This window comes from Agrobacterium sp. 6Ca8 (genome assembly GCF_055382765.1).
Genome location: NZ_AP026433.1, coordinates 1,464,501 through 1,488,104, shown reverse-complemented (window position 1 = coordinate 1,488,104; position 23,604 = coordinate 1,464,501). Strand labels below are relative to the sequence as shown.

The 23,604-nt window shown below is 56.6% G+C and carries 32 protein-coding genes; 26 read left to right on the top strand and 6 right to left on the bottom strand.

Annotation, left to right across the window (positions count from 1 at the left end; translation table 11 throughout):
* Positions 1-22 precede the first annotated feature (22 nt).
* From ACZ5A6_RS07415 to ACZ5A6_RS07400, 4 genes are all read left to right on the top strand, one after another.
* Positions 23-223 (top strand): hypothetical protein, encoded by a 201-nt coding sequence (locus ACZ5A6_RS07415; RefSeq protein WP_464110871.1) that lies wholly within the window; start codon positions 23-25, stop codon positions 221-223.
* Between the two features lie 441 nt (positions 224-664).
* Positions 665-1,183 carry a sigma-70 family RNA polymerase sigma factor gene (locus ACZ5A6_RS07410; RefSeq protein ID WP_464110870.1) on the top strand — a complete coding sequence of 173 codons (519 nt, stop codon included), beginning with the start codon at positions 665-667 and terminating at the stop codon, positions 1,181-1,183.
* A complete protein-coding gene (locus ACZ5A6_RS07405; protein WP_464110869.1) occupies positions 1,183-3,807 on the top strand; it encodes an AAA family ATPase in 2,625 nt (874 codons plus the stop codon). Before ACZ5A6_RS07410 ends, ACZ5A6_RS07405 begins: the two co-directional genes overlap by 1 nt.
* Before the next feature lie 57 nt (positions 3,808-3,864).
* Entirely contained in the window at positions 3,865-4,068 is a 204-nt protein-coding gene (locus tag ACZ5A6_RS07400) for a CsbD family protein (protein ID WP_019567253.1), read from the top strand.
* Between the two features lie 140 nt (positions 4,069-4,208).
* Here the strand turns inward: ACZ5A6_RS07400 and ACZ5A6_RS07395 are convergent, their stop codons facing one another.
* The 3 genes from ACZ5A6_RS07395 to ACZ5A6_RS07385 all read right to left on the bottom strand — a co-directional run bounded on the left by ACZ5A6_RS07395 (position 4,209) and on the right by ACZ5A6_RS07385 (position 6,612).
* A complete protein-coding gene (locus tag ACZ5A6_RS07395; RefSeq protein WP_464110868.1) occupies positions 4,209-4,631 on the bottom strand; it encodes a DUF4145 domain-containing protein in 423 nt (140 codons plus the stop codon).
* A 208-nt stretch (positions 4,632-4,839) separates the two neighbouring features.
* Positions 4,840-5,445: a BRCT domain-containing protein gene (locus ACZ5A6_RS07390; RefSeq protein ID WP_464110867.1), complete on the bottom strand. Its 606-nt coding sequence runs from the start codon at positions 5,443-5,445 to the stop codon at positions 4,840-4,842.
* A 219-nt stretch (positions 5,446-5,664) separates the two neighbouring features.
* Positions 5,665-6,612: a hypothetical protein gene (locus tag ACZ5A6_RS07385; RefSeq protein ID WP_464110866.1), complete on the bottom strand. Its 948-nt coding sequence runs from the start codon at positions 6,610-6,612 to the stop codon at positions 5,665-5,667.
* A 507-nt stretch (positions 6,613-7,119) separates the two neighbouring features.
* Between ACZ5A6_RS07385 and ACZ5A6_RS07380 the strand changes: the two genes are divergently transcribed.
* From ACZ5A6_RS07380 to ACZ5A6_RS07345, 8 genes are all read left to right on the top strand, one after another.
* Positions 7,120-7,284 carry a hypothetical protein gene (locus ACZ5A6_RS07380; RefSeq protein WP_168165004.1) on the top strand — a complete coding sequence of 55 codons (165 nt, stop codon included), beginning with the start codon at positions 7,120-7,122 and terminating at the stop codon, positions 7,282-7,284.
* A 139-nt stretch (positions 7,285-7,423) separates the two neighbouring features.
* On the top strand, positions 7,424-7,888 hold the full coding sequence (locus ACZ5A6_RS07375; protein WP_464110865.1) for a VRR-NUC domain-containing protein: 465 nt from the start codon (positions 7,424-7,426) through the stop codon (positions 7,886-7,888).
* 38 nt (positions 7,889-7,926) lie between these two features.
* Positions 7,927-8,880, top strand: a complete 954-nt coding sequence (locus tag ACZ5A6_RS07370; RefSeq protein ID WP_464110864.1) for a hypothetical protein — start codon at positions 7,927-7,929, stop codon at positions 8,878-8,880.
* A 282-nt stretch (positions 8,881-9,162) separates the two neighbouring features.
* Positions 9,163-9,477, top strand: a complete 315-nt coding sequence (locus tag ACZ5A6_RS07365) for a hypothetical protein (protein ID WP_464110863.1) — start codon at positions 9,163-9,165, stop codon at positions 9,475-9,477.
* A 3-nt stretch (positions 9,478-9,480) separates the two neighbouring features.
* A complete protein-coding gene (locus tag ACZ5A6_RS07360) occupies positions 9,481-11,328 on the top strand; it encodes a phage tail tip fiber protein (protein ID WP_464110862.1) in 1,848 nt (615 codons plus the stop codon).
* A gap of 9 nt (positions 11,329-11,337) precedes the next feature.
* Positions 11,338-11,556, top strand: coding sequence for a hypothetical protein (locus tag ACZ5A6_RS07355; protein ID WP_464110861.1), 219 nt, complete (start codon positions 11,338-11,340; stop codon positions 11,554-11,556).
* Entirely contained in the window at positions 11,556-13,202 is a 1,647-nt protein-coding gene (locus ACZ5A6_RS07350) for a fusion protein (protein ID WP_464110860.1), read from the top strand. The genes ACZ5A6_RS07355 and ACZ5A6_RS07350 overlap by 1 nt, the downstream gene beginning before the upstream one ends.
* The gene (locus ACZ5A6_RS07345) at positions 13,199-13,570 is read left to right on the top strand and encodes a hypothetical protein (protein ID WP_464110859.1); all 372 of its coding nucleotides are present in this window, start codon (positions 13,199-13,201) and stop codon (positions 13,568-13,570) included. Before ACZ5A6_RS07350 ends, ACZ5A6_RS07345 begins: the two co-directional genes overlap by 4 nt.
* A 23-nt stretch (positions 13,571-13,593) precedes the next feature.
* Here ACZ5A6_RS07345 and ACZ5A6_RS07340 read toward each other — a convergent pair whose 3' ends face one another.
* Positions 13,594-14,463 carry an FkbM family methyltransferase gene (locus ACZ5A6_RS07340; protein WP_464110858.1) on the bottom strand — a complete coding sequence of 290 codons (870 nt, stop codon included), beginning with the start codon at positions 14,461-14,463 and terminating at the stop codon, positions 13,594-13,596.
* Positions 14,464-14,819: 356 nt separating this feature from the next.
* On the opposite strand from ACZ5A6_RS07340, the gene ACZ5A6_RS07335 reads away from it, so the two are divergent.
* From ACZ5A6_RS07335 to ACZ5A6_RS07325, 3 genes are all read left to right on the top strand, one after another.
* The gene (locus ACZ5A6_RS07335; RefSeq protein ID WP_464110857.1) at positions 14,820-15,746 is read left to right on the top strand and encodes a glycoside hydrolase family protein; all 927 of its coding nucleotides are present in this window, start codon (positions 14,820-14,822) and stop codon (positions 15,744-15,746) included.
* Positions 15,743-15,976, top strand: a complete 234-nt coding sequence (locus tag ACZ5A6_RS07330; RefSeq protein WP_112524700.1) for a hypothetical protein — start codon at positions 15,743-15,745, stop codon at positions 15,974-15,976. The genes ACZ5A6_RS07335 and ACZ5A6_RS07330 overlap by 4 nt, the downstream gene beginning before the upstream one ends.
* Positions 15,977-16,093: 117 nt before the next feature.
* Positions 16,094-16,438 carry a hypothetical protein gene (locus ACZ5A6_RS07325; protein ID WP_464110856.1) on the top strand — a complete coding sequence of 115 codons (345 nt, stop codon included), beginning with the start codon at positions 16,094-16,096 and terminating at the stop codon, positions 16,436-16,438.
* 526 nt (positions 16,439-16,964) lie between these two features.
* Here the strand turns inward: ACZ5A6_RS07325 and ACZ5A6_RS07320 are convergent.
* Both ACZ5A6_RS07320 and ACZ5A6_RS07315 read right to left on the bottom strand, forming a co-directional pair.
* Complete coding sequence (locus ACZ5A6_RS07320; RefSeq protein WP_464110855.1) at positions 16,965-17,180, bottom strand: hypothetical protein; 216 nt, start codon at positions 17,178-17,180, stop codon at positions 16,965-16,967.
* Between the two features lie 154 nt (positions 17,181-17,334).
* Complete coding sequence (locus ACZ5A6_RS07315; RefSeq protein WP_464110854.1) at positions 17,335-17,634, bottom strand: hypothetical protein; 300 nt, start codon at positions 17,632-17,634, stop codon at positions 17,335-17,337.
* 87 nt (positions 17,635-17,721) lie between these two features.
* On the opposite strand from ACZ5A6_RS07315, the gene ACZ5A6_RS07310 reads away from it, so the two are divergent.
* From ACZ5A6_RS07310 to ACZ5A6_RS07260, 11 genes are all read left to right on the top strand, one after another.
* Complete coding sequence (locus tag ACZ5A6_RS07310; RefSeq protein WP_464110853.1) at positions 17,722-18,465, top strand: S1C family serine protease; 744 nt, start codon at positions 17,722-17,724, stop codon at positions 18,463-18,465.
* A gap of 38 nt (positions 18,466-18,503) precedes the next feature.
* Entirely contained in the window at positions 18,504-18,734 is a 231-nt protein-coding gene (locus tag ACZ5A6_RS07305) for a hypothetical protein (RefSeq protein WP_464110852.1), read from the top strand.
* 36 nt (positions 18,735-18,770) lie between these two features.
* Positions 18,771-19,106 carry a hypothetical protein gene (locus ACZ5A6_RS07300; RefSeq protein WP_464110851.1) on the top strand — a complete coding sequence of 112 codons (336 nt, stop codon included), beginning with the start codon at positions 18,771-18,773 and terminating at the stop codon, positions 19,104-19,106.
* Positions 19,107-19,181: 75 nt separating this feature from the next.
* On the top strand, positions 19,182-20,432 hold the full coding sequence (locus ACZ5A6_RS07295; protein ID WP_464110850.1) for an oxidoreductase: 1,251 nt from the start codon (positions 19,182-19,184) through the stop codon (positions 20,430-20,432).
* Positions 20,433-20,847: 415 nt separating this feature from the next.
* Complete coding sequence (locus ACZ5A6_RS07290; protein ID WP_464110849.1) at positions 20,848-21,510, top strand: hypothetical protein; 663 nt, start codon at positions 20,848-20,850, stop codon at positions 21,508-21,510.
* Positions 21,510-21,692 carry a hypothetical protein gene (locus tag ACZ5A6_RS07285; RefSeq protein WP_464110848.1) on the top strand — a complete coding sequence of 61 codons (183 nt, stop codon included), beginning with the start codon at positions 21,510-21,512 and terminating at the stop codon, positions 21,690-21,692. Before ACZ5A6_RS07290 ends, ACZ5A6_RS07285 begins: the two co-directional genes overlap by 1 nt.
* Positions 21,689-21,883 carry a hypothetical protein gene (locus tag ACZ5A6_RS07280; RefSeq protein ID WP_464110847.1) on the top strand — a complete coding sequence of 65 codons (195 nt, stop codon included), beginning with the start codon at positions 21,689-21,691 and terminating at the stop codon, positions 21,881-21,883. The genes ACZ5A6_RS07285 and ACZ5A6_RS07280 overlap by 4 nt, the downstream gene beginning before the upstream one ends.
* Entirely contained in the window at positions 21,880-22,314 is a 435-nt protein-coding gene (locus ACZ5A6_RS07275; protein ID WP_464110846.1) for a hypothetical protein, read from the top strand. The genes ACZ5A6_RS07280 and ACZ5A6_RS07275 overlap by 4 nt, the downstream gene beginning before the upstream one ends.
* Entirely contained in the window at positions 22,311-22,553 is a 243-nt protein-coding gene (locus ACZ5A6_RS07270; RefSeq protein ID WP_464110845.1) for a hypothetical protein, read from the top strand. The genes ACZ5A6_RS07275 and ACZ5A6_RS07270 overlap by 4 nt, the downstream gene beginning before the upstream one ends.
* Positions 22,550-22,828, top strand: a complete 279-nt coding sequence (locus ACZ5A6_RS07265; RefSeq protein WP_464110844.1) for a hypothetical protein — start codon at positions 22,550-22,552, stop codon at positions 22,826-22,828. Before ACZ5A6_RS07270 ends, ACZ5A6_RS07265 begins: the two co-directional genes overlap by 4 nt.
* On the top strand, positions 22,825-23,577 hold the full coding sequence (locus ACZ5A6_RS07260; RefSeq protein ID WP_464110843.1) for an AAA family ATPase: 753 nt from the start codon (positions 22,825-22,827) through the stop codon (positions 23,575-23,577). The genes ACZ5A6_RS07265 and ACZ5A6_RS07260 overlap by 4 nt, the downstream gene beginning before the upstream one ends.
* Positions 23,578-23,604 lie beyond the last annotated feature (27 nt).

Sequence of the window (23,604 nt, the reverse complement as noted above, 5' to 3'; positions counted from 1 at the left end):
CCACATCATTGAGGAGACAATTATGAAGGATGCTTTCGCAATCCTCGGCGCGGCGCTCATCACGCTTGTGCCGCTCAGCGCTGTCGTTGCTGCAGTCGCAGCTTGGGTGACGCACGTCTATGTGTGTATTCAGGCCAGTGCATGGATCCTGCTGGCCTTCGGGTGCATCGTCGCGCCTGTCGGTATCATCCACGGCGCCGGCGTTTGGTTGGGAGCGTTCTAATGACGTCCCCTTGGTACACCGAATCCATCACCGCACCTCCGCTCGACCACGTGCCGGTCACGCCTACGCCGCGCAAATACGTCCTTCGCGGACTGAAGCGCGGCGGCATTGCTGCGGTGACAGCAGCGGCGGCCATAGGCCTGAAGGCACGTCCATCGATCGGATGGATGCCAACCTTGGTTACTCTCCCGACAACTGCAGATGGGCTTCGGCCGTCGTACAAAGTAACAATCGCCGATCACCGGTCAGAAACAGACATACCGCCATACTAATCAAAGCGGTCGACTTACATCTCAAGCACAACACACGAGAGACGTTCGACGCTCTGAAGTCAGCGAGAAATACATTCGGCACCTTTGTCCGAAAATATCGGCCAGCCAACGACAATACCCCAACGCCAGGCGCCACCAACGCCTGACCACACGACATGAGGAGACCACGATGCCACCTATTGCGGCGAATGATAACAACCCGCGCAATCCAGAGTTCGACCGCAAGCTGCTGGCCTACGAGCCAGCTTTGCGAAGACTGGCGCGCAAAATCACCAAGAATGAAGACGCCGCTGACGAACTGTTTCAGTCGGCGATGGTCGTCATGTTGCGCCGTCATCGCGAATGCCGCCTTGAGACCTTCTGGACGTGGGCCGTCCTCTGCGTTCGGGGGACGGCGCAGGAATTTGTTCGCACCAATTCGACCAAGTCGCGGTCCGCTGAAGTCTGCAGTCTATCGGCCTTTGAAGAACTGCCGGGTTCAACCGATCCGCACCAGGAGGAGGGAACGGACCTATCGCGTGTTGTCTCCCTGCTGGAAGGCCGCAACGGCACGATGCTCATGCGTAGGGCAATGGGTGAGACGCTGGAAGCCATCGGCAATGACCACGGCCTCACCAGAGAGCGAGTGCGGCAGATCGTCAACGAGGAGCGGGCGAGGGTGCTTGGGCTGTTGCGGGAGGCGGCTTGATGCTATCCTTACGCCACTACCAAGAAGAAGCAGAAAACGCCGTTTTCGACTATTGGTCAACGACGGCTGGCAATCCGCTCGTCGACCTTGCGACCGGCTGCGGCAAGTCGCTGCTCATGGCTTCGCTCATCAAGAGGCTGGTCGAAGGCTGGCCGGACATGCGCATCCTTGTTGCTACCCATGTCGCCGAATTGATCGAGCAGAATTACCTTGAGCTGCTTGGCATTTGGCCTTTTGCGCCGGCGGGGATTTTCTCGGCTGGCCTCGGCCGCCGTGACGCGCGTAGCCAGATCATCTTCGCCGGCATTCAGACCGTGCACAGTAAAGCTGCGCTCATCGGGCACATCGATGTGCTGATGGTGGACGAGTGCCATCTCATCCCCGCCAACGGCAATACGATGTACGGCCGCTTCATCGCCGCTTTGCGCGCTATCAATCCTGACATAAAGATTTTGGGGCTCACCGCCACGCCCTACCGGCTGGACTCCGGACGGCTGGATGAGGGAGACGATCGGCTGTTCGACCAGATCGTCTACACCTACGGCATTGCAGACGGTGTTGCTGACGGATATCTCGCGCCGCTTTCGTCCAAGGCTACGGCGACAAGCTTCGACATGAAGGGTGTCGGCAGGCAGGGAGGCGATTATAAGCAGTCTGCGTTGCAGGCTGCCGTGGATAAGATGGACGTCACGCGCTCCGCCGTCGATGAGATTGTTGCGAAGGGCGCCGACCGTAAGTCATGGCTTTGCTTCTGCTCTGGCGTCGAGCATGCTGAGCACGTGCGTGACGAGATCCGTTCGCGCGGCATCTCCTGCGAGATGATTAGCGGCGAAACCCCGAAGGATGAACGCCGGCGCATCATCGAGGACTTCAAGTCCTACAAGATCCGTGCTCTGACCAACAACTCGGTGCTGACCACAGGCTTCAATCACAAGGGCGTCGACCTGATTGCTGCCCTTCGCCCAACGTTGTCAGTTTCGCTGTACGTGCAGATGATGGGCCGCGGCACTCGCGTCATATACGCGCCAGGCATGCCTCTCGACACGCCTCAAGAGCGCATTGCTGCAATCAAGGCTGGCCCGAAGCCATCCTGCCTCGTGCTGGATTTCGCCGGTCTTGTCGACAAGTACGGACCGGTCGACATGGTGCAGCCAAAGACGCCCAACAAGGGCGACGGCGAAGCACCTGTAAAGGTGTGCCCGTTCGACGTCGAAGACAAGAATGGTCGCTTCGGCTGTGGTGAAAAGGTGCATGCCTCGGCGCGTACGTGCTCTTGCTGCGGATATGAGTTCGACATCGACGACAGCCCGAAGATTACGGCGACGGCCGCAGACACGCCGATCATGTCGACGGCTGAACCAGAACCCCGCACCGTCACGTCGCGCAGCTTCTACTACCATGAAGGCAAGGGGGATATTCCCGAGGAGGAAGTTGTATCACCCGCTGGTGATATCGAGCCCGTCAACGACAACGTGCCGCAATCGCCGATCACGGCGACGGCATTCAGATGGATCGACCCAAAGACATTGCCGCGCCGTGAGTTTGCCTACGGCTCGCATTTTATTCGCAAGTATGTGTCGGTCACGGTATCGCCGGGCGGCCTTGGTAAGACGTCGGCCAGCATCGCGGAAGGACTTGCCATGGTGTCGGGCAGGGCGCTGCTCGGCATCAAGCCACCCAAGCGCTTGCGCACGTGGATATTCAATGCCGAAGACCCGCGTGACGAGATGGAGCGGCGCATCATGGCGGCGTGCATCCACTACAAGCTGAAGCCTGCCGACCTTGAGGGACATCTCTTCCTGGATAGCGGCCGAGAACAGGAGCTTGTCGTTGCCATTGAAGACAAGAGGGCCGGCGTGCGCATCCAGCAGCCGATTGTCGAGGCGGTGGTTGAGCAGATCGAGCGCAACGGTATTGACGTGATGATTGTCGACCCGTTCGTTTCCACGCACGGCGTGAACGAAAATGACAACGGCGCGATCGATAAGGTGGCGAAGCTCTGGGCGCAGATCGCCGACTACACCAATTGTTCGATCGACATCGTGCACCATCTGCGCAAGGTCGCCGACCGGGAGGCTACAGTCGAAGATGCTCGCGGCGCGGTATCGCTGATCGGCGCGGCGCGATCGGTGCGCGTCCTCAACCGCATGTCAGAAGAGCAAGCAGGCGAGGCGGGTATTAACAAGGAGGATCGCTTCGGATATTTCTATACCACCTACGGCAAGTCGAACCTGACGCCGCTTTCGCACCGGGCGGAGTGGAGGCATTTGGTCTCGACACCGCTTGGCAACGGCACAGGCCTCGCCCAGCCGCAAGACTTCGCGCCGGTAGTTACAGAGTGGCATTGGCCGAGCGCCGAGGATGTGGCGGGAGACCTGACGGAAGACCAGCGTGCGTCGATCCTGGCGGCTGTGAGCGCGTCCGACTACAAGAAGTCACCGAAGGCCAAGAACTGGGTCGGAAGCGCTGTAGCGTACGCTGTTGGTCTGGATTTGGACGACAACGTGCAGCGCAAGCGGGCGTCCAGCCTTGTGAGTGCGCTGATGCGTGAAGGAGCGCTTGTCGAGCGGGAGGAGCGCGATCCGGTTAGGCGTGAGTTGGCGGTATTTGTCAGGGAGGCTTAGGGAACCATTTGCGCCACCTTGCGTTTTCTCCTCACACAACAAAGAGGAGACATATCAATGGATTGGAACCGCGTAGAAGGTAACTGGAAGCAGATGAAGGGCAAGGTTAAGGAGCAGTGGGGCAAACTCACCGACGACGACCTTGATGTCATCAATGGCAAGCGCGAGCAGCTGGAGGGCAAAATCCAGGAGCGCTATGGCTATGCAAAGGACCAGACCAAGAAAGACATCGACGACTGGTATGGTCGCCAGGGTTGGTGATGCTGGAACCTTACGCGCGCCGGGCAGTTAAATAGGTCATGGCAGCGCGTTAGCGCAGCGGCTTTATCGTCGACCACGGATGTACTGGCGACGCAGAAAAGCAAAAGAAGGCTGGTGCAGAGATGCGCCTGCCTTTTTTGTTATTCAGCTGTTTGAGCAGCCGCTATGCCTCGCTCAATCCTTGCAGTGAGGACAAACAAAAAGTTTCCCAGAGCTTCAGCAAACTCGACAGACTGTTTTGCCTCTTCATAGCTGACATGCGGACTGTTTTCGTCAGCGTGCCTTGGCCTATTCGATCCAAGTCTTACAGAATGCGCCCAGTCCGCCATCCCTTGCGTTAACACAGCGTCTTTGAGGGCCTCGTCGATGCGTGTGTAGAGGCTTCCTTCAGTATACTGTTTACTCTTCAACATGGCGTCGACAGCGCTGCCAGCCATGACTGCGGCAGCATCTGGGGCGTGAAGTACATTGAAGGCCTGCTGCAAGAAGTTTCTGGCAACATCCGGAATGTCCTCGTGTGCAGTCTTCGGCGCAGGGAATACTTGGTAGGCAGAGTTCCTCATGTAGGATCCGTACGCGACGGCTGTGACAACACCTCCGCAAGTTGAGCAAGAGTAAGCAGCCCAAGCTTGTCTGTTTTGGCCGTCAGATCTCGATGTTCCTTCCCCATCTTTCGTGCACCAAACCAATTTTAATAGCGGTGATGCCACCGAGCAGTGGGGACATCGTACTAGGTCGAGTTGCTCCGTCATCATAGCCATACGTCCGCCCTCACAGATGTCTTGCCCAATGACCTTCCGACACAATCCTGATTGGCATGCCTTCGGCTCTCATTTCAGCCGCCTTCAAAATCTTGTTGCCAAAAGAGGAGTGTTTCCAGGAGTCGGTTGCGTAGACGCCGATAACTAGAAAATTGGTTTTCTGCGTCAGCGATCCGGCATAGGCTCCCTTAGCTGTAACTGCACTTTCACATGCTTTTCGCTGGCCGTAGTTGAACGTGCCCGTGAAACAATAATTCATGCCCTCGAAAGATAACGTGGGAGCGGGCGAGCAGAGTGGCAATGTAGTTGACTTGAGCGTCTCGCCAAGCTCAAAATCTCGATTGGAAAATCTGTTGAGTGTGTCGAGAAGCTCAGCTTTTTCCTCTTCGTCGACTACGCCGTCGTGAAGTATTTCATTCACGCGTCGGTAAAGAACAGAGAGCAGCGGGTGGTCGCTGACACTTCCATTTGCCACTAACCACTTTTGAAGAAATTCGACCTCAGCCTGATTGATTTGCCCGTCAGCTACTAAGCCTCGCGCAAGCCCAATTAACTCGTCAATCTGTCTGCTGTCGATCCTGTCATTGGAATATTGGTAAAGCAGTTTCTCGTCCATAACTCCCCCAAGCGTTGGACACACCGCAAATCGCGTATAGCTAATACAACCTATTTTTCTGGCAATAACAACTTTAAATACAAATCCGGCGGCGGTTTTTTTGCGTAACAAATCCCGCGAGGACGCATTTCTATCGGCAACTATCTTGCGCGCTGACCACGGATGGACTGGACTGCAAGCGACAAGAAAGTTGGCGCGATTTCGCCCCGGCCTTTATTGTTACACAAGCGCAGTCGATACTGACTGCACCCAGTTACCATTGAGGGTGGAATAGGCTCCTCCGATGATGCAGAATGACGACAACACGCCGAGAACCAAGGCGGCCCAGTAACAAAAGTTCACACCCCATGTGTGCACATTGTCACCCGTCCATTTTTCCGGATCCCAGAGCATAGCCTTGTTGGCCCAAGCCTCGTAATTGTTGCTGTTCATTGACCAGTTTAGCCAAGTGAACAGGCCTGCGAAAAGCGTAAGCATGAGGCCAGATACAAACCACCACACCGTCAACTGATACCGCGCCAAGGCGTCCGGCTTGTCTGCAAGTTCGCTTAGGAAAGTGAACAGGCCAAAAAGTGCTCCCCCGTGGATTAGGAGGAGGCTTGCAAGCAACCATCGACCATATTGACCCGCGAGATCAAATGTCACTCGCTGCATTTCCTTGTAGTCTTTGTAGACGATTTCGGCGACTTCAGCCCGATTCTTCATGAACTGCTTTGCCTGTAAGGGAGGGGTGTTCGCGTCGCCTTCGGTCATAATCGCTCTAATGTTTTGAAATGTGTCGGAGTTAGATGTTGCGCGGTTGAAGTACGCTAGGTTCTCCTCATCGCCTAATAAGATCTCGATAATGCCGATAAGCATCTTTGAAGCTAGAGCACCAGAATGGCCACTGAACTGCCCATCTCGCTTCAGTGCGCAAGCCATTTCTAGCTGATTAAACACCTCAGATAATGCCGCTTCCCGATCTTTTTCTTCTTTGCCATCGAGATCGTTAATTGCCTTGATTATCGAATTGTATGCAGCTCCAACTGCGTTAGCGGAGCTAGCTAAACCGTCCTTTTTTAGTTGCCTCAACACAAACCACAGAGCGATCAGTGAGATTGGCAGGCCTGCAGACGACGCGTAGTCGGCTAGTTTATCAGGCCAAAAGGAAGTTGCGTCACCTACCAAGGCTTAGCTCTGTCCGGTTTTATTGTCGGGTCGTGGTTTTGATGCGACCTTATCTCTCAGGTGGTCAAGAGTCAGATTCTTCTGTTCATTGATTTGCCTACTGCCCTGTTCAGATGAGCCTTTTCGGCTATCTTTTCCGACATTATTTTTTGGATCTTTGTCATTAGACATATGGGCGCCCCGAGGAGAAGAATCTATCACGGTATACAACCAAATTGTCATCTGTAATTCAACTTCTAATACTGCACGGTTCTCGAATTTCTATCCGTGCACTAACTGTGCACATAGGGGCGGAGACACCCGCACAGCGCTGCCCGGTTGGTGCACGTTTAGTAGGGTATATATTTATATATACCCCTACACGTGCAACCGTGCAGGGCGGTGTGCCGCGCGCACGGTTCTCAAGTTGATTTTAACTGGGCAACGTGCGGACGGCAGATGGCTATATTCATTACAACCCGGAACCGACATCACCCCATCCGCATTTCGCAGATGAGGAGAATGCAGATGCCAGAGAACGAAATGCAGCCGTACACCGTCGAGCAGCTACAGCAGAAATATGCCGTAAGCCTGCATGTGGCAGTGGAGGTGCTTGAACACTTTCGAGGGGACCGGTCAAAAATCGACAAGTTCATGAAGCGGTGCCCGAACCGGGACGACGAAAAGCACTAGTGAAAAAGGCCGGCGTTCAGCCGGTCTTTTCTTTTGGCCCAAAAAAATTTTCACAAATCGACTACACGTTTTCGCTCCTCTCTCGGAAAGTATGTGTGTCGCCATCACCGCTGGCGCGCCACCATATGAGGAGGCCAGCATGCAGCAAACCACCCGCATCAACGGCAAGCGCGTTGTTATCCGCACAAGCGCGACCGGCAAGGTTAGTCTCAAGGATGCCCCCATTAAGGAAAGCGAAGGGCAGGCGGCCCAGGTGCGCGCCCTTAGGTCTCTGCCGGAGTACGGCCGCCAGTTCTTGCTTGCTGGCGACATGAACAGTGCCAAGCGCGGCCCACGCGCACAGGCTGATGCTATCGCAACCGGCATGACGCCGGGGGAGGCCGATCTGCGGATCTATCTCATGGGCGGCGTACTGCGGATGATCGAAAACAAGGTCGGCAAGGGTCGGCTGTCGCCGGCTCAGGTCGCGCGCCACGCTTCGTTGGCCAAGTTGGGGCATCCAGTTGAGGTGGTCCGGTTTACGTCCACAGGTGAGGCGGCAAGCAAGGCGGTGACGCTGGTGCGCCAATGGCTGGCCGACAACGACAACACCGAGCAGCAGTAACGGCGCCCACCAAGCGCTAGCACCACAGGGGAGACGATATGGCCAGACATGGATCACTTGCAGAACAGTTGGCAGAGTTGTCGAATGAGGCGACTGCACCGAAATCAAAAAAGCGCGTAGCTGCGAATGACAACAAGCCGAAAAAGGAACCACCCCCAAGGTACCGAGGAACGCTGCCCGCTTTACGGTGGCTTTGGGACAATCATCCAGATCTAGCGCCGGCTGTTGCTGGAGCCCTGCCAAGGCAGGCTGCGAACTGGTTTATGGATGTCGAACCTACACGACAAGAGATCCGCCCCACGGTCGGCGAACTGATTGCAGCCAGTCAAGACGATAATGGTAAATCAGCACCCCAGACCTACGAACGCCACGGTAGATCGTGCCACGTAACGCTTGGCAGGCTGAAATTTCGAGACGGTTTGCTGACGGAGTGGGGTGTCACGAAGAAGGGCAAAAAGCTCAAGCCGACTGATCGACCGAGGAGTACGGAGGACAAGTCGCATGAGACCCGCAAGATTTCGCTTTATCTAGAAACCAAGCCGACGACGAAATCACCATTCGAAGCAGATCACCTGCATAGGTCCATATCGAAAGAGCCGGCCATCGCATCAATGTATGATCCTCTTCCAGGGGTTGAGGCAGCACGTGCTCTTCTCGCCTCGCTTGGCGTCGATGGATCCAAGCAAGCCAGAGACATTCCTGTGCCGATTGCTTTTGGGCCTCTAGTGCCTGCGGACGGCGCAGGGTTTCTAGGCGGCGTATCAAGCCCATCAGGGAATTCTTCGGAAGGGGCGATCATGTGGGATGCGCCCGAGGATCGCAAAAGCAGTGCGGCTTCGGTCATTGAGGAAGTGGCGGCTTCAGGAACACTGAAGTCGATCGGATTGCGCCTTGGATACAGTGAAGGCTACGCAGATAGGGCGGGTAAGGCATCTCTTCTCGAACTGGCAGAGATTTTGTCGCTGACGGAAAAGCACAAAAAATCTGCATAGAATGTGCCTTTTTGTGGCGTGCTGTTGCGTACTCTTATGAAGGGGATAGGCAAACACCTATCCCCACTGAGACGCGACTGAGGTCGCCCCGCCGTCATGCTGCATTCGGTGCAGCCGCTGAACGCAGCGGGTAACTATCCAAATGGCCGACCCAACCCACTGCTTGCAAGCTTGGCCCTGAATTGACAGGCGTGCACCACGGACGCGTGGTGCTTGGTCGGGATCCTTTATCGTGGAGTATCCGCGGCAGTCAGCGCTGCCGCCGACAGAGTGGAGAAGTACTTGGCGAATTCAGCGAGTGCGGGAATCTCGCTCTCGGGCCTGCCTGCTGGCTACAATGTCATGGTCGGAGATTACATCCAGATCGGCGACAAAGACCTGCACATGGTCATGGAGCCGATGACGGCCAGCGCTGGCGGCGTGACGACGCAGTTTGAGGTCCGCCCGCATCTGTGGCCGGGTGTGGTGGCGCCGGTCGCTGCCACGCTCGTTAAGCCTTCCTGTATCATGACCTTGTTGCCGGGAACGGTTTCGACCACCGCCGACAAAGACACTGGACGGGCTGTAGTCAGCTTTCAGGCGATTGAAGCCCGGTAGTCATTGAATCTTCACCCCGAAATGCGCGGCGATCATCTTCGATTCACGCGTGGACTCGCGGACACCATCAACGGCGTTTCAGCCAATTATCCTTCTCCGCAAGATGGCTGGGTATCAAAGACTGCGCCGCCGCTCTATCGGACTGACCTTGAAGCAATCGACGGCAATCGCCGTCTGATGGCGGACGTCGATTTGAACTTTGTTCCGTATGCGGAGCAGGTGCAGCGGCTAATGAGGTCGGCGCTAGAAGAGGCTCGACGCTTCCGCCGGCATACGATTGTTCTGCCTCCGAAATTCTGGGCCTATGCGACACCAGGCACGGTGTTTTCGTGGACGTCAGAGCGTAACGGTTACATCGCGAAACTGATGCGCCTCGATGGCGTTGCCGATCGCGCCAATCTCGATGTCATGGTCGACATCACCGAAGTTGATCCAGCCGACTACGATTGGAGTACCGATACAGACTTCAAGCCTCCTGTTGATGGGCAGCTCGGGGTAATTCGCCCATCGCCACAGCCGATCATTGAATGGTTCGCAGAACCGGCTACGGTCAAGGACAGCACTGGTCAGGATCGCCGTCCGGCAATCCGATTGACTTGGGACAACAGCGATGGTCGCCTCGATGACGTCATCGGTATTGAGTACGAGGTTCGCCTTCAGGCGTCGCTTGAAAAGGTGACTGAAGGCCGCACAGACCAGCCGCAGGTGGGCTCAATGCTCATCTCGCAAGGATTGCTGCCGAACGAGAGTTATGTTGCTCGTGGCCGCTACATACCAGGTGGCGACAGGCCGGTTTTGTGGTCGGGATTTTTCCCCGTCATCACACCGAACGTGCTGCTGTCAGACCTCGATGTTTATGTTGATATCGATCTAAGCGGTATTGGTGATGCTCTCGGTTGGCTTCGCAACAGCGCCAGAACGGCACAGGACGCCATCGACGGGCTTGTTACTGCGCAGATGGAAATGGCGACGGTTGCCTACAAAGACACCCGAAATCTTGCCAGAGAACTGTCCGTGGAGCTTGGCGCGGCGCGCGCTGAGTATCGTGAAGATATTCAGCTTGCCGTGAATGAAACCATGGCGGTTGCCGGCAAGGTGGAGACGCTGACGGCAGCACTCGGCGGCAATAGTGCGTCCATCAACATTGCCTGGGCTGCTGTTGCTGCTCCATCGGGCTACGCAGCCCGGTACGGCGTGACGGCGGCTGTCAACGACGGTCAGTATCGTTCTGCGGCGCTTTTGTTGGATGTACCAGCAAACCCGCTGAGCCCGACGCGCCTGGTCGGCTTCGCTGACCAATTTGTCATAGCCAGCGGCGATATGTCGGTGATCAAGCAGCCGTTCGTAGTTCAGGGTGGTGTGCTTTACGCCAACGACATCAGGGTCAACAAGCTATCGGCATTTACCTCTGTGCTCGGGAACGTCAACATTGAGGAAGCCTACATTGGCAACCTTCAGGTTGGCACCTCTAACATCGAGCCAGGCGCAATCACGCGGGTCGACGCCAACGCGAGAACTGACACTGGTACGTTTGATGTCACTGTGAGCCACGGCCAAGGATCTCCGACTGTGCGCCTTGATATCGTAAGCAAGCTGATATCTGGCGGAACGGTCAACGGGAAGTCTCAGATTGTTACCCAAAATATCACCAACGGTGGCGAAGTGAGCAACTTCTGCATCTTCAACTCGACGGATGATGCCAGCGGATTCCGCTACGTTGGCAGCGACATTGTTCTCTACACTCCCTTGCCCAATCAGTCTCAGACAACGTTTCGAGTAACCGTGTCTGGCGGACCGTTCATCGGATCGGTCGATAGAACCATTATGATCGCATCCACCTTCAAGCGCTGAGGAAATCCCATGACTACCGGCAACACGATGCAGGTCGACGTTCTCGTCGCCTTGCATGAAGCAGAAGTGCGCGAAGGCTTTTTGAAGCAGCGCACTCTGCTGTTATCCCAGCATCTTTCGATGCAGAAACAAGAAAACCAGATCCTTCTCGACAAGATCAACGGTCTTGAGGCCGATCTGCGCGTTGCAAAAGGCGAAGTCGAGACCAACGACGGAGCATCCCAATAATGGCGAACACCACTTGGTATGGCGACGGATTGACGACGGTGGCTGTTGGTTCCCGGACTGTCATTGGTACAGATACAGGCTGGCTCACTCCTGTTGCGGGTATGACGCCAATCAAAGATGGCGACAAGTACGGCATTCACGTTGGCCGCCCGATCGTCATTGAGCAGATCATCAGCGACACGGAATTGTTGCTGGCCGACGATTGGCCCGGTCCTGCTCAGACGGACGCGCCTTACAAGATCGAGCTGACGAACCCCACGATCGTTGCTGTCGAGACGATGCGGCGGCTTATGCTGAGCTTGAGCGGCGGCAATCTGTCCAGTATCGCCGAAACGTCTGTTGGAACTGATGACCTGTTGATCGGCATTGGTCCTGGAGTCTTCAGCACTATAAACAAGGCGGCTCTGGTTCAGGGCGTCGAGTACGATGAGTTCGTACCGAACCTGGCGGGCAGGGCGACGTACAACGGCGCTGCTGCCGGGTTCTCCGTCCTTGTGATCGATATTGGCGACGGCCGGTCGGCGCTATACTTCAAGAACTCGGCAACGTCGGGTGACTGGAGTGCACCGTCATACGTAACCGGTCCTGTTGGCCCCGCTGGCGTCAACCAGCGCGGCAATTACAGCGCAGGGACCGCTTACGCGATCCGCGATATCGTTCAGTATGGCGGATCGACGTGGATTGCCAAGGTCGCGACGACTGGCAACGCGCCGCCGACACTACCGACGACCGAGAACACGCAATGGCTTCTCTTTGCGCGCTCTGGGACTCAGGGCGTGGTGGATCGTGGCGCTTACAGCGGCGCGACGGCCTATGAGGCGAATGACATCGTTCTCAATAACGGCTCAACGTGGCTTGCGCTCCAGCCGACGACAGGTAACGCGCCTCCAACCTTGCCGACCGAAAGTAATGCCTACTGGCGCCTGTTGGCCCGCAAGGGGACGGATGGCTCTGGTACGGGTGATGTTGTTGGGCCTGCCGGCGGTGTTGCGATCAATGACTTGGCGGTCTTTGCTGACACTACTGGCAAGCTCCTCAAGAAGGCGCCAAACAACGTCGTTGGCAATGCGCTTTTGTCTCAACTCGCCGCCCCTGCAATTAAGGGACGGCTGACCGCGGGAGCTGGCAATGTTGAAGACCTGACGCCGGCTCAGGCCAACCAACTTCTTGGCGGATGGGAGCCTATAGGAAGCCTTAATCTTGCCACCCAATCGGCTGGAATAGTCAACAATCTGTCGGTGTTCCGCGCAATCAGATGTCACTCAGATTTCTCGGTAGACAGTGGCGCCTATGCGGCAATCCAGGTCTCTACGGATAATGGCGCGTCATTTGTCACAACGAGCTCAACGTACCCTTTTATCATCGTAGATGGCAGCGGGACGGGAGCTGTTACCGGATCAAATGGCACGGTCCCGGGCCTGCTACTCGGTAACGGCTCGGCCGGGAGTGTTATCTCCATATTCAGTTTCAACAAAGCCAGAATTGCGCGTTCTGTTGGCCATCAGAATTACCAAACTACCAGCGAGGTGTTGCGCCAAATTGGACAGAAAATAGATAGCTCCGTAGCTCGTAACGCTATCAGGGTTCTAGCATCGTCCGGCGTTTTTTCTTACGGCGAGTTTTTCTTTGAAGGGATACGAGGATGAAAATTCAGATTCTTGATGCGGAAACAGGTGAAACAGTTGATCGACCTCTCACGGTTGAGGAAATTTCTGAACTACAGAAAATCCCAGTTCCTGCGCCCACAATCACCGACTACGAAAACGCCATCCAGGGCATTGTTGACAGCGCGGCGCGGGAAAGGCAGTTCCGCGATGGTGTTACACTGGCCTCCTATATCGGCTCGACAAAGCCGAAGTGGGCGGCGGAGGCTCAGGCCTTTGTTGCATGGCGAGATAACGTCTGGTTCTACGCTTACTGCGAATTGGCCAAGGCGCAGGCTGGTCAGCGTCAACAGCCGACCGTAGAACAGTTTCTTACTGAAATCGCTCCCATTGCTTGGCCGGCGACATAACCACGCACCCTACGTCCGCTAGTTCAGCCTCCTACGCCATTCGATACGCTCAGCAAGCGAGGGCTGATAAATATCGCATCAGCCCAGCATAGTTCGTTCGATCGCTTCAATCCGTATTGCCAATCATAGACACGGTAGAGGCGATATCCGAACGAGTTGAGATAGCTCGCGATGTCCCAGAAGAGTGGTTGCCCTTCATAAAGGTGCTCGAACTCGACCTCAAGGCAAAGCAAATCGATAGCTCCGGCAGCCAGCAAACCTGCCCCACCTTTCAGGGCGGCCAGTTCAGCCCCTTGAATGTCCATCTTGAGAATGTCGATACGGTCCCACCTCTCTTTAGCCGCCAGGCTGTCCAGTGTGGTGGTCTCGATATCAACCTGCTCTATTTCACTCGCGTGACCATGCCAATACGACATGTCGCCAATCGGCAGTAGAGAATGGGTGCCATCATGCGAGTTAATGTGAAGTGAGGCTTTGCCGACATGCTCGGCTAGACCCAAGCGTGACAAGCGGACCCGATCGCCATAAGGGCGCAATAGTTCTGCCGCTTGGCGATTGTTGGATTCGTCTGGCTCAAAAGCAAAAACGCGGGCAGATGGGAAATCATCGAGATATTCCATTGTCGAATGCCCATGGTGAGCACCAACATCGAGGATGGTGGATGGATTCGGCACAAGGCGGCGTTGGTCGTCAAGCATGCTTGGTGGGACTGGGGATAACGCCACTGAGGCCGCGCCTTGCCTGAAGGCATCGTCTGACGCGTTTTTAAGAACATCGATCTCCTCTCTCATCAAATCCAACTGATGATACGCGGATCGAACGAATGGGACGCGCCGCATGAAACTCTCAACGAGAGAGTGGTTCGCCTTGTTCTTATTGATTTCGCGCGTCAAACGTCTTCCCCCTCAAGCGCGTTGAAGCGCTCCAATTTAAGTAGAGCGATATTGTAGATTGCAACTTGGCCGGTCAAGGTGATTTCGCCAACCCGGCACCGATAACCACAATCAGGTGCAGAAACCAAAAGAGGCCCGACGCTCCGCCAAGCGCCGAGGCCTCCGTGCCACGGCCTGTTATGAGCGTGGCGCTTCTCCCATATCTGCAAGTATCGGCTGTATCAATAGCAGCAAAAGACCCGCGCAGCGGGGGGATGTGTGCGCGGGTCTTTAGGCCATGGAGTTGGGGACATGGCGACGGCTTTAACGCCATGGCCGCCTCAATGTTCCCAGCGCTCCTATAAAAAGGAAAATCAATGCCAATCACTAAAATCTCCACACAGGGGAGGGCTTTCGTGCGTCTGCACGAGGGCAATCCACTTACCTGCTACCTCGACCCTGTCGGTATTCCGACGATCGGTACGGGCTTCACTATGCGCAGCGATTCAGTTCGCCGCGAACTGGCCAAGATCGGCATCACGAAGCTGGTGCCTGGTAAGACCAAGATCACCGCATCGCAGAGCGATGTCATCCTCGACGCTGTTCTTGCCGCCGAGTACGTGCCTGCCGTCGTCGCTGGTTCGCCCGAGAATCGCAAGCAGCATGAGCTGGACGCCGCTGCATCCGTGACGTTCAATCTCGGCGTCGGCGCGATGAACTGGACGTGGGCTGATCTCTGGCGCAAAGGCCAGATCCAGAAGGCCGCCGCTCATCTCGCAAGCAACTACAACACTGCGAAAGGCAAGAAACTGCCTGGCCTCGTGCGCCGTCGCAAAGAAGAGGCTCTGCTTTTCGAGAAGGGCATCTATACCGGCGTTGGCGTGACGAAAGAAGTGACGCCGGAACCGCCGGTGGTAGCGGATCCAGTTGTGAAGGAAGCGCAGGAGCTGCTCACGGCTGCGGGCCTTAATCCAGGCGCTATCGACGGCTGGATGGGCGAGAAGACCAAGGCCGCTGTTATTGCCTATCAGAAGGCACACCCGCACCTTATCGCTGACGGCATCATCGGCCCTGCCACCATCGCACAGCTTCGTCGCGACGCAGGCGCGGCCAAGGACGTGGTTACAAAGGGCGCAAGCTCTGCGGCTGGTTCTGGATTGCTTGCCTTCACCGCAGGCCTCCCATGGGGCTGGATCGCCGCAGGCGTGCTTGTCGCCGTGGTCGTCTACGTCGCCTACCGCAACCGCGATGTGATCGCGCGCCGCTGGAATAGCTGGCGCGGGAAGGAGGTGGTGGTTCGATGATCATCGCCAAGCTTAAAGGCTACCTAGCCGCAATCGGCACGGCGCTCGCGATCCTCGCGGGCGTCTTTTTGTATGGCCAGCGGGCAGGGCGCACCGCGGCGAAGGACGAGCAGGCTGCGGCAAATGCCAAGGCTATCAAGAAGGCCGGGGACGTCGAACATGAAATCAAAAATCTTGGCGACGATGATGTTGATCGTCGTCTTGCTCAGTGGATGCGCGACAAGCGGTGATTACTGCGACATCGCGCGACCGGTGCGGCCCTCCTTTGAGGATAGCCTGACGAACGAAACAAAGCGGCAAATCCTCATCGAAAATGAGAAGCTGCAAAAGCTGTGCGGGGTGAAGCCATGACCGGCGCCGAAATAATGGCCGTCGCCGCCTTCTTCATCACGGTTTTCGGCTTTCTTTTCGGTCTCTGGAAATACGTCGACGCGAAGATCAGCGCCGCAAAGATGGAGGCGTCTGGCGCGGCATCTGCGGCGTCGGCAATGGCGTCCCTTGCAAGGGAAGAGCTCGCGGCTCACCGCCTGCATGTGGCGGAAACCTACGTCTCAAAGTCCGGCCTTCGCGAACAGACTGAGCAGATCATGGGCGCTATCGGTGCCGTGAAGGATGCCGTCGACAAGATGACGTTGCGCGTGGATCGCATCGTCGAAAATCAATCAAAGCCGCGCGCGACGCGGGGAGCCTGATTCAACCCGCTTGCCGAGAGGTAAGCGGGTTTTTTGTTGCGATAACAAGAGGAACTCCGGCCCGACGCGTCATCTTTTGATCGAGCTGGTCGTTACATAATCCGCGTCAACAGTCTTGTTGGCGTTGTGTGAAACGGCAACAGCAGCAAAAATAACCAGGGCGCATAGTGGTATCGCAAAAAGCACGGCGGCATTGATCAGAAACCGGTAAGGCATAAAAAGACCCTCTATGGCGAAGGTTGCCTCGTTCTGGTGAATAAGTCGTTTACCGCGATGAGCAAAACAAAACCCGCCGAGTGTGGCGGGCTAGTTGGGAAAAGCCGCGCGTACTGAATACATTTCGCGCTTGGTTTCAGCGTGCCATAGCAGCGTAAACGGCTGGTAAAGGGCTGGAAAAAAGAACCCCCCCGGCGGGGAGGGTTCTAATCGCGCCGACTAAAGGGCACTAGGAGCAATGGGCGGAGGGGGAAAGGTTCCGTCCGGCCTTAAAAACTCGCGACCTGAAAATCGGTTCCGAAAAAATTACCTATTCCACCACACGCAGCACCGGCGGCGCACCTTCAGCTCTGAACGTCTTTAGATTTACCTGCGTCATTGGGCCACGAGATGTATGCATCATCAGGGTGCTGATATCGACGTCGAGGCCTGTCTTGTGAACTTCTTTGATGGCATCGTTTAACTGGCGAAGGGCCATTGCCAACCGTTGTTCTGCGTTCTTCTGGCGGGAAATGCGGGTTATCATTGTAGTGGCTCCTTATGCGGATAATGCGCCCAGCAATGCCAGGTGGATTTCTCGGCCTTTGATCGAGAATACCCGAAGCCGCCCCATTTCTTGCAGCCAGGATGCTCGCACCAGTGATCCTCGTGAATGCCGTCGCTGTTTTTGGATTGGTCGCTCAATTATCTGTTTCCAGTTGCCGCAGTCGCCACCCTCCCGGTGGTGTAGATGACATTAATTTCATCGAGCGCTGAGTAAGTTTCGCTGAGGCGACAATTTTGGCCTCACGCACCGATGCTGCTTGAACGCTTACGACCCACCGGCCAGCTTGAAATCGATAGGTTTTTGTCTTTGCGCTTTCGGCAAGCTTGCATCCTGCGAGAAACGCCAAGCGCATCCGGTGCTTTTCCTGATCGGCTGCGCCCCTCACGGTAATCCACCACTTTTCGAAGTTTTTATCAATCTCACTTTTCAGCATGTTCTTATTATGTTCTGGCGCGCAACAGAGTCAATCAGTATTCTGCGTTACTGGAAAATCTTGACAAATTTGTAAAAAGAGTATAGCGTGAATATCGGCCTCACCAGCCTGCTTTCACCAAAAGCACCACCACATTGGCGCAAGACGCCAGAAAGAGGGGATATCATGCTCAGACGATTCCTGCGTGCCTTATTGCGGCGTTCGCCGACAGCATTCCTCGTTGCTTTATTCCTCGTCGTCGCCGCTACCTCTGCGGCCGCGTACGCGCTCCTTCCTCCGCCCAATTTGCCGGCGACCGAGAGTGCCACCGTCAAAATCCAAGTCAACGACGCCCACGGCTCCGGCGTCCACATAGGCGACGGCTTTATCGTCACTGCTGCGCACGTCGTCGGCGACGCTAAAGAGGTCCAGATGAAGGCGAAGGGCGCCGAGTTCCGCAAGGCGGACGTCCTTTGGGTCAATAAGGCCAACGACATCGCACTGCTGCGCACGTCGTCGGACGGCTTAGGGATTGCTCACCTTTCCTGCCGCTCGGTGAAGGCTGGCGATCCTATCGTTGCCTACGGCAATCCCCTGCAAATCGAATTCGTTGCCGCGTACGGCAAGATTGCCGGCGAGCCTCGCAAAACAGGTCCGTGGAACGCTGTCTATGTGACCGACATCACGACCGTGATGGGGCAATCAGGCGGGCCTGTCTTTACGGACAAGGGCGACCTGATCGGCATCACCGTCGGCGTCATGGCGGCGCCTATTGGCTTCTCAGGCTCGCTGGTTGGATATGGGTATGTCGTGCCTTCGACTGCTGTTTGTGAGTTGTTGGCGCGGAAGTGAATCCGCCCCGCATAGGGCTTCAGACAAGGGATAGGGAAATGAGCGAAATGACCGCGAGTGAAAAAGCTTGGTTTAACAAGCTGTACCGGCTTCTGGGTGCGATGCCAGCGACCGTCGAAGTAGAGGTGCATAACGCTCACATCCAGATGGGTCGCAAAGGATCTCGGCAGTCTGCTTTCGACCGGTACGGCGACGGGGATAATGCCGACGCCCTAGACCAATTCGTCACGGTGAACATGCGCGTTTATCCGGTCAGCGAGAGTTTGTAGCCCCACCAAGTAACCACAGCACAGCGGGAGAAGAAGATGAGCAGCGCGTTTGTTGACGCTTTCAAGTTTTTGGATGGCTTCGACCCGGACACGGCGAATGAGTACGAAGGTAACGATGTCTTTTGCCAGAATGTATCGGGTCAATACGCCGTTATGAAGCCGACCGGCGCAAAGGGTAATTACCTTTCTCGCTCTGATGTTCTCAAGGCTGCTGAAGGTCTTGATGAGCGCTTTCGTGAAATGGAAGCGACCCTTTCAGACGCCGTAGCCCTATCAACGCGCCTGCGAAACGAAATGAACCATGCGGAGAAGGTCTATCGCGCCAACTCCGAAAGCTATCGCGCTGAAATCTCTGAGTTGCGCGGCTCCTAACCAACCCACCGGCTTTGTCAGAGTAACATCAGGCCGCGCACCAAGCGGCCTCAACCACCACATCGAGGAGAGCGCATGCTACCCACCGAAGAACTACGACGAAGAGCCGACGCATACCGAGAGCACGGCACGCTCGTGAAGGCTGCCGCCGCGCTTGGTATCGGCAAGTCCGCTCTTGCCGAGAGCATCAAACGCGCAGCCGAGGCTGGCCTTCTTGGAACCGAACCTGTCCTGCCGGGATTTCGCATCAGCCGCATCAGCAACACGCCGAGCGGCACGTTCATCCAGCAAGCGCCGGAGCGCGGCGAGAAGTTCGCAGTTCCGACCGGTCACGTTGTCAAAGGCGTGTCTGCGCTCGTCGATGCTGAGGGACGCGTTATCCAGCAGTGGCAGAAGACGGCGGTGGAGACAGAAGGCCAGCTCGTTGCTTTCCGTGCTATGGTCGACGGTCTAAAAGAGGACCTGCCGCGCATCACCATCATGCCTGCGCCGCAGCACGTCGAAGAAGACCTGCTCAACCAGTTCGTTGTAACGGACAGTCATTTCGGAATGCTCGCTCACCGCGAGGAGACAGGTGCTGACTACGATCTCCGTCTGGCCGAGCAGTTGCTGCTGGATTGGTTTGCCGCCGCTGTGGCTGGCGCTCCGCAGGCGCACACAGCTGTTCTCGCGCAGCTCGGCGACCTCTTGCACCATGATGCTCTTGAGAGCGTGACGCCTGCGCATAAGCACGTTCTCGACGCCGATTCCCGCCTGCATAAGGTGGTCCGCGTCGTTATTCGCACTCTGCGTCGCGTCGTCGATATGCTGTTGCAAAAGCACAAGCACGTTCACGTCGTCATGGCTTCTGGCAACCATGACCCCGCCTCGTCCGTATGGGTGCGAGAGCTTCTGGCGACGATCTACGAGAACGAGCCGCGCGTGTCGGTCGATACCAGCCCTATGCTCTATCACGCCTACAAGTGGGGCGACACGGCACTCTTCTATCACCACGGCCATAAGCGTGGCGTGGCCCAGGTCGATGCGACGTTGGCAGGCATGTTCCGCGAAATGTTCGGCGCATCGAAGTACGCCTTTGCGCACGTCGGCCACCTGCACAGCGATGAAGGCCGCAAATCGGCGCTGATGTATGTCGAGCGCCACGAAACGCTTGCCGCACCTGATGCTTATGCCGCTGGCGGCGGTTGGCTGTCGGGCCGGTCTGCCAAGGTCATCACATATTCGCGCCGTTACGGCGAAGTGGCCCGCGCCACGTTGCGGCCGGAGATGGTCGCCGGGCGGTATGCGGCGGCGAATGACAATGAGCCGGTGAGGGCGGTGGCGTGACGCCCTAGCGAACATACCAGTACCCGCCAGCGCCGAGGGCAATTAACGGCGCAAGCCTGTACGTCACGGCGATGACAGTAAGCAGCAACATGCCAAGAGTGTTGTTGGCTTCACCCTCGGTCTTACCGTGCCTGAACTTAAGGAAGGTATTCATTTGGTGCTCCAGTGAAAGATTCGCTGGCACCACAATGGCAATATGGTCGCCGTAAGGACGGCGGTCAAGCCATAGATTGAAACCGTTTTTTAACCACAAGATACAGTGTGGCGCACATGGGAAAAAGCGGGGATAGATAAAATTGTAAGACGTTCCAGAGGCTTAGAGGAAGATTCTGTAAAAGTTAGATCGCAGGAGCCGTAACGGAATGCGAGAACCCCTGCATTTCCGTCACCACCACACCACTGAGGAGACTTAACGATGGCATTTTCACCAGTGACGACTGGGGAGGGTGATCGACCACCTGCACCCAGATCAGCCAACTATATCGCCACAACCACCTTCGGCACGCTCGATAAGTACGTGGCCGCCAATGATAACGTGCCACCCCGCGCCGGCGATTTCATGCAAACCTTCACCGGTCGCAAATATTGGCCGATGTCTCCGAGACCGCATGAAGTCCACATCGAGGATATTGCGCACTCCCTCGCCATGCAGGCGCGCTACGCAGGGCACTGCATCAAGTTCTACAGCGTCGCCGAACATTCAGTCCTGATTGCCCGTCACCTTGCAGCAACGCACGCGCCGGAGGTGGCTCTGGCCGGCCTTTTGCACGACGCGCCCGAAGCCTACTGCGTGGACATTCCTCGCCCGCTTAAACCGTATCTGACAAACTACCGAGCGATCGAGCAGGATAACTGGTTGGCGATTGCGGCTCGGTTCGGTTTGCCGAAAGAGTTGCCACGCGAGGTGCACGACGCAGACAACCGCATCATTGCCGATGAGCTAGTCAATCTGCGCCAGATGCCTTGGCACGCCCGCCACGATAAGCCGCTTGGCGTGAAGCTGCGGTACTGGTCGCCGGAGGAGGCGGAACTCGAATTCCTGGCTACGTTTGATGCGTTGATGGCGGGGAGGGCGTGATGAGCACAGACGCAAAAGCTACCCTGTTCTGGCTGACGTACAGCGCCGTCGCTTTGGTCGCGTATGGCTTCTTGGTTGCCAAAACTATCACTTATGGGCCGGGGACATTGATCATTTCAGGTATCGTCGCCGCCTTCTGGCCAGCCTCAGGGCTTATCTGGTTGGGGGTATGGCTGGCATGACCCAAACCTCAATCATCATCTGCGGCACCTGCGAGGGCACCGGCTACACCGAGCGCCACGAGATGACCGATTATCATCGGCGCGACTACGACATCATCAAAACGAAGTGCCGAACCTGCGGCGGGTCGGGGAGACTGAGGAAGGTCGTCAGGACTGAGGTGACGGCGTTTGTGCCGGAGGAGGTAGCGTGACCCAGTATGTTCTGTTGAAGCGAGACCTCTACGAATGTCCAGGCCACAAAGGCTACACCGGCATTCGCGACAAGGCGGGCCGGTGGAGTGAGGAAGAAATAACGGCGTCGCGCTACTCTATAGCAAACGTCTACAATCCTTCTTATCGAGAGCACTACGCCATCCCGGCCGACGTCGCTCCAGAGTTCACCAACGAGTGCTTCCACGATCTTTCTCTCGCGCACCTGCGTGGGAAGGTCGAGCGATTGCAGGAAGCGCTGACGCCGAGCGCCGAGACCAAGGCCGCATACATCGGCGAGTTCAGCTTTGGAGTCGATGATCGTGACGAGGATGGCGATGAGTGCACCCGCAACGTCGTCGTGCCGTGGACCACCGTGAAGGAGATCATGGGCGCGATTCGCGATCGGGCGGAAATGAAGGAGGCAGCGTGACCAGCCTCATTGAGCGACTAAAAAAGCGTCTGGATGAAGACGAGGCTTGTGCTGTGAACAGCGAGGCAGTAGCCGAGGCCCTTTCTGAACAGATGCGTCGGTTTGACGAACGAACCGGTGATCACAATACTTACGCCGTCCGCATGCATCTCGATCATCGAAATGGTGCCAAGCGGGACCGGCAATATGCCACCGACCTTCGCGAGGCAATTGCGCTGTTGGAGGGAAATGCATCATGACCATTAAGCCCGGCGACGAAGTCGTCTGCATCGACGACACCACCCTCCCAGAGCAATACCTCGGCATTCGTGCCGGGGAGACCTACACAGCAACGTGGCTAGGCATGTGCCGCACGTACCTTGGCGGTGATTACGCAGGTATCAGGCTGGCTGGCGTCAACCGCGGCGTCTGCCCGCAATTCGGCGAAGAGGATCCACCATTTGCGCTGCGCCGATTCAGGCCGGTGGTGACGCCCTCGGTCGAAGGCAAGAAGAAGATTGAGGAGACGGTATGAGCGACATGATCAACCGAATGAACGCGGTAATCGCGAAATCGTCAATTGTTTACGAGGCTGCCATGGAGGACTTTCGTAGAAACTTCACGCTGGGCGACACCATCACATCCAAAGACACCGGCTGCCTCACAGCCGTACCGGCGAATGATAACTTTCCTGCCGAGCTGCGCGCACTCGGCGCGGCGATCGGGAAGGCCAGCACAGCTATTCTACCGTCTGTCATCGCACTCACCGGCCTGGCTGGCAGCGGCAAGAGCACGGCCAGCAAGTACTTGGTCGAGAAGCACGGCTACAAGCTCGTTAAGTTCGCAGGGCCGCTGAAGGATATGCTGCGGGCGATAGGTCTGAGCGAAGCGCAGATTGAAGGAGAGCTGAAGGAGGAGCCGTGCGAATGGCTTCAGGGCGCCACGCCGCGTCACGCTATGCAGACACTCGGCACACAGTGGGGACGCGCTTGCATCGGGCCATCCTTCTGGATTGAGTTATGGGTGCGTCGCGTCAACCTGATTATCGCCGAAGGCGGCCGCGTCGTTGTCGACGACTGCCGATTCCCGAATGAAGCAGACGAGGTGCGCAAGCTCGGTGGCGTGGTTTGGCGTCTTGCTGGTCGGGGCGGCATCGGTGGGTCGCACGAGAGCGAGGCGGGGTGTGGGGATCCGGATGCGGAGGTTCACAACATTGGCGACATTGCCGACCTGCAGTATCAGCTTGATGCAGTCCTGCACTGGCATCTGGGCGACGCTGCTTGATGTGGGGGATGGACACATGTTAGCCCT

Bases quoted from the DNA above. Each gene is read 5' to 3' on its own strand.
- ACZ5A6_RS07415 (WP_464110871.1), top strand. From the start codon at position 23: ATGAAGGATGCTTTCGCAATCCTCGGCGCGGCGCTCATCACGCTTGTG.
- ACZ5A6_RS07410 (WP_464110870.1), top strand. From the start codon at position 665: ATGCCACCTATTGCGGCGAATGATAACAACCCGCGCAATCCAGAGTTC.
- ACZ5A6_RS07405 (WP_464110869.1), top strand. From the start codon at position 1,183: ATGCTATCCTTACGCCACTACCAAGAAGAAGCAGAAAACGCCGTTTTC.
- ACZ5A6_RS07400 (WP_019567253.1), top strand. From the start codon at position 3,865: ATGGATTGGAACCGCGTAGAAGGTAACTGGAAGCAGATGAAGGGCAAG.
- ACZ5A6_RS07395 (WP_464110868.1), bottom strand. From the start codon at position 4,631: ATGAGGAACTCTGCCTACCAAGTATTCCCTGCGCCGAAGACTGCACAC.
- ACZ5A6_RS07390 (WP_464110867.1), bottom strand. From the start codon at position 5,445: ATGGACGAGAAACTGCTTTACCAATATTCCAATGACAGGATCGACAGC.
- ACZ5A6_RS07380 (WP_168165004.1), top strand. From the start codon at position 7,120: ATGCCAGAGAACGAAATGCAGCCGTACACCGTCGAGCAGCTACAGCAG.
- ACZ5A6_RS07375 (WP_464110865.1), top strand. From the start codon at position 7,424: ATGCAGCAAACCACCCGCATCAACGGCAAGCGCGTTGTTATCCGCACA.
- ACZ5A6_RS07370 (WP_464110864.1), top strand. From the start codon at position 7,927: ATGGCCAGACATGGATCACTTGCAGAACAGTTGGCAGAGTTGTCGAAT.
- ACZ5A6_RS07355 (WP_464110861.1), top strand. From the start codon at position 11,338: ATGACTACCGGCAACACGATGCAGGTCGACGTTCTCGTCGCCTTGCAT.
- ACZ5A6_RS07350 (WP_464110860.1), top strand. From the start codon at position 11,556: ATGGCGAACACCACTTGGTATGGCGACGGATTGACGACGGTGGCTGTT.
- ACZ5A6_RS07345 (WP_464110859.1), top strand. From the start codon at position 13,199: ATGAAAATTCAGATTCTTGATGCGGAAACAGGTGAAACAGTTGATCGA.
- ACZ5A6_RS07335 (WP_464110857.1), top strand. From the start codon at position 14,820: ATGCCAATCACTAAAATCTCCACACAGGGGAGGGCTTTCGTGCGTCTG.
- ACZ5A6_RS07330 (WP_112524700.1), top strand. From the start codon at position 15,743: ATGATCATCGCCAAGCTTAAAGGCTACCTAGCCGCAATCGGCACGGCG.
- ACZ5A6_RS07325 (WP_464110856.1), top strand. From the start codon at position 16,094: ATGACCGGCGCCGAAATAATGGCCGTCGCCGCCTTCTTCATCACGGTT.
- ACZ5A6_RS07320 (WP_464110855.1), bottom strand. From the start codon at position 17,180: ATGATAACCCGCATTTCCCGCCAGAAGAACGCAGAACAACGGTTGGCA.
- ACZ5A6_RS07315 (WP_464110854.1), bottom strand. From the start codon at position 17,634: ATGCTGAAAAGTGAGATTGATAAAAACTTCGAAAAGTGGTGGATTACC.
- ACZ5A6_RS07305 (WP_464110852.1), top strand. From the start codon at position 18,504: ATGAGCGAAATGACCGCGAGTGAAAAAGCTTGGTTTAACAAGCTGTAC.
- ACZ5A6_RS07300 (WP_464110851.1), top strand. From the start codon at position 18,771: ATGAGCAGCGCGTTTGTTGACGCTTTCAAGTTTTTGGATGGCTTCGAC.
- ACZ5A6_RS07295 (WP_464110850.1), top strand. From the start codon at position 19,182: ATGCTACCCACCGAAGAACTACGACGAAGAGCCGACGCATACCGAGAG.
- ACZ5A6_RS07290 (WP_464110849.1), top strand. From the start codon at position 20,848: ATGGCATTTTCACCAGTGACGACTGGGGAGGGTGATCGACCACCTGCA.
- ACZ5A6_RS07285 (WP_464110848.1), top strand. From the start codon at position 21,510: ATGAGCACAGACGCAAAAGCTACCCTGTTCTGGCTGACGTACAGCGCC.
- ACZ5A6_RS07280 (WP_464110847.1), top strand. From the start codon at position 21,689: ATGACCCAAACCTCAATCATCATCTGCGGCACCTGCGAGGGCACCGGC.
- ACZ5A6_RS07265 (WP_464110844.1), top strand. From the start codon at position 22,550: ATGACCATTAAGCCCGGCGACGAAGTCGTCTGCATCGACGACACCACC.
- ACZ5A6_RS07260 (WP_464110843.1), top strand. From the start codon at position 22,825: ATGAGCGACATGATCAACCGAATGAACGCGGTAATCGCGAAATCGTCA.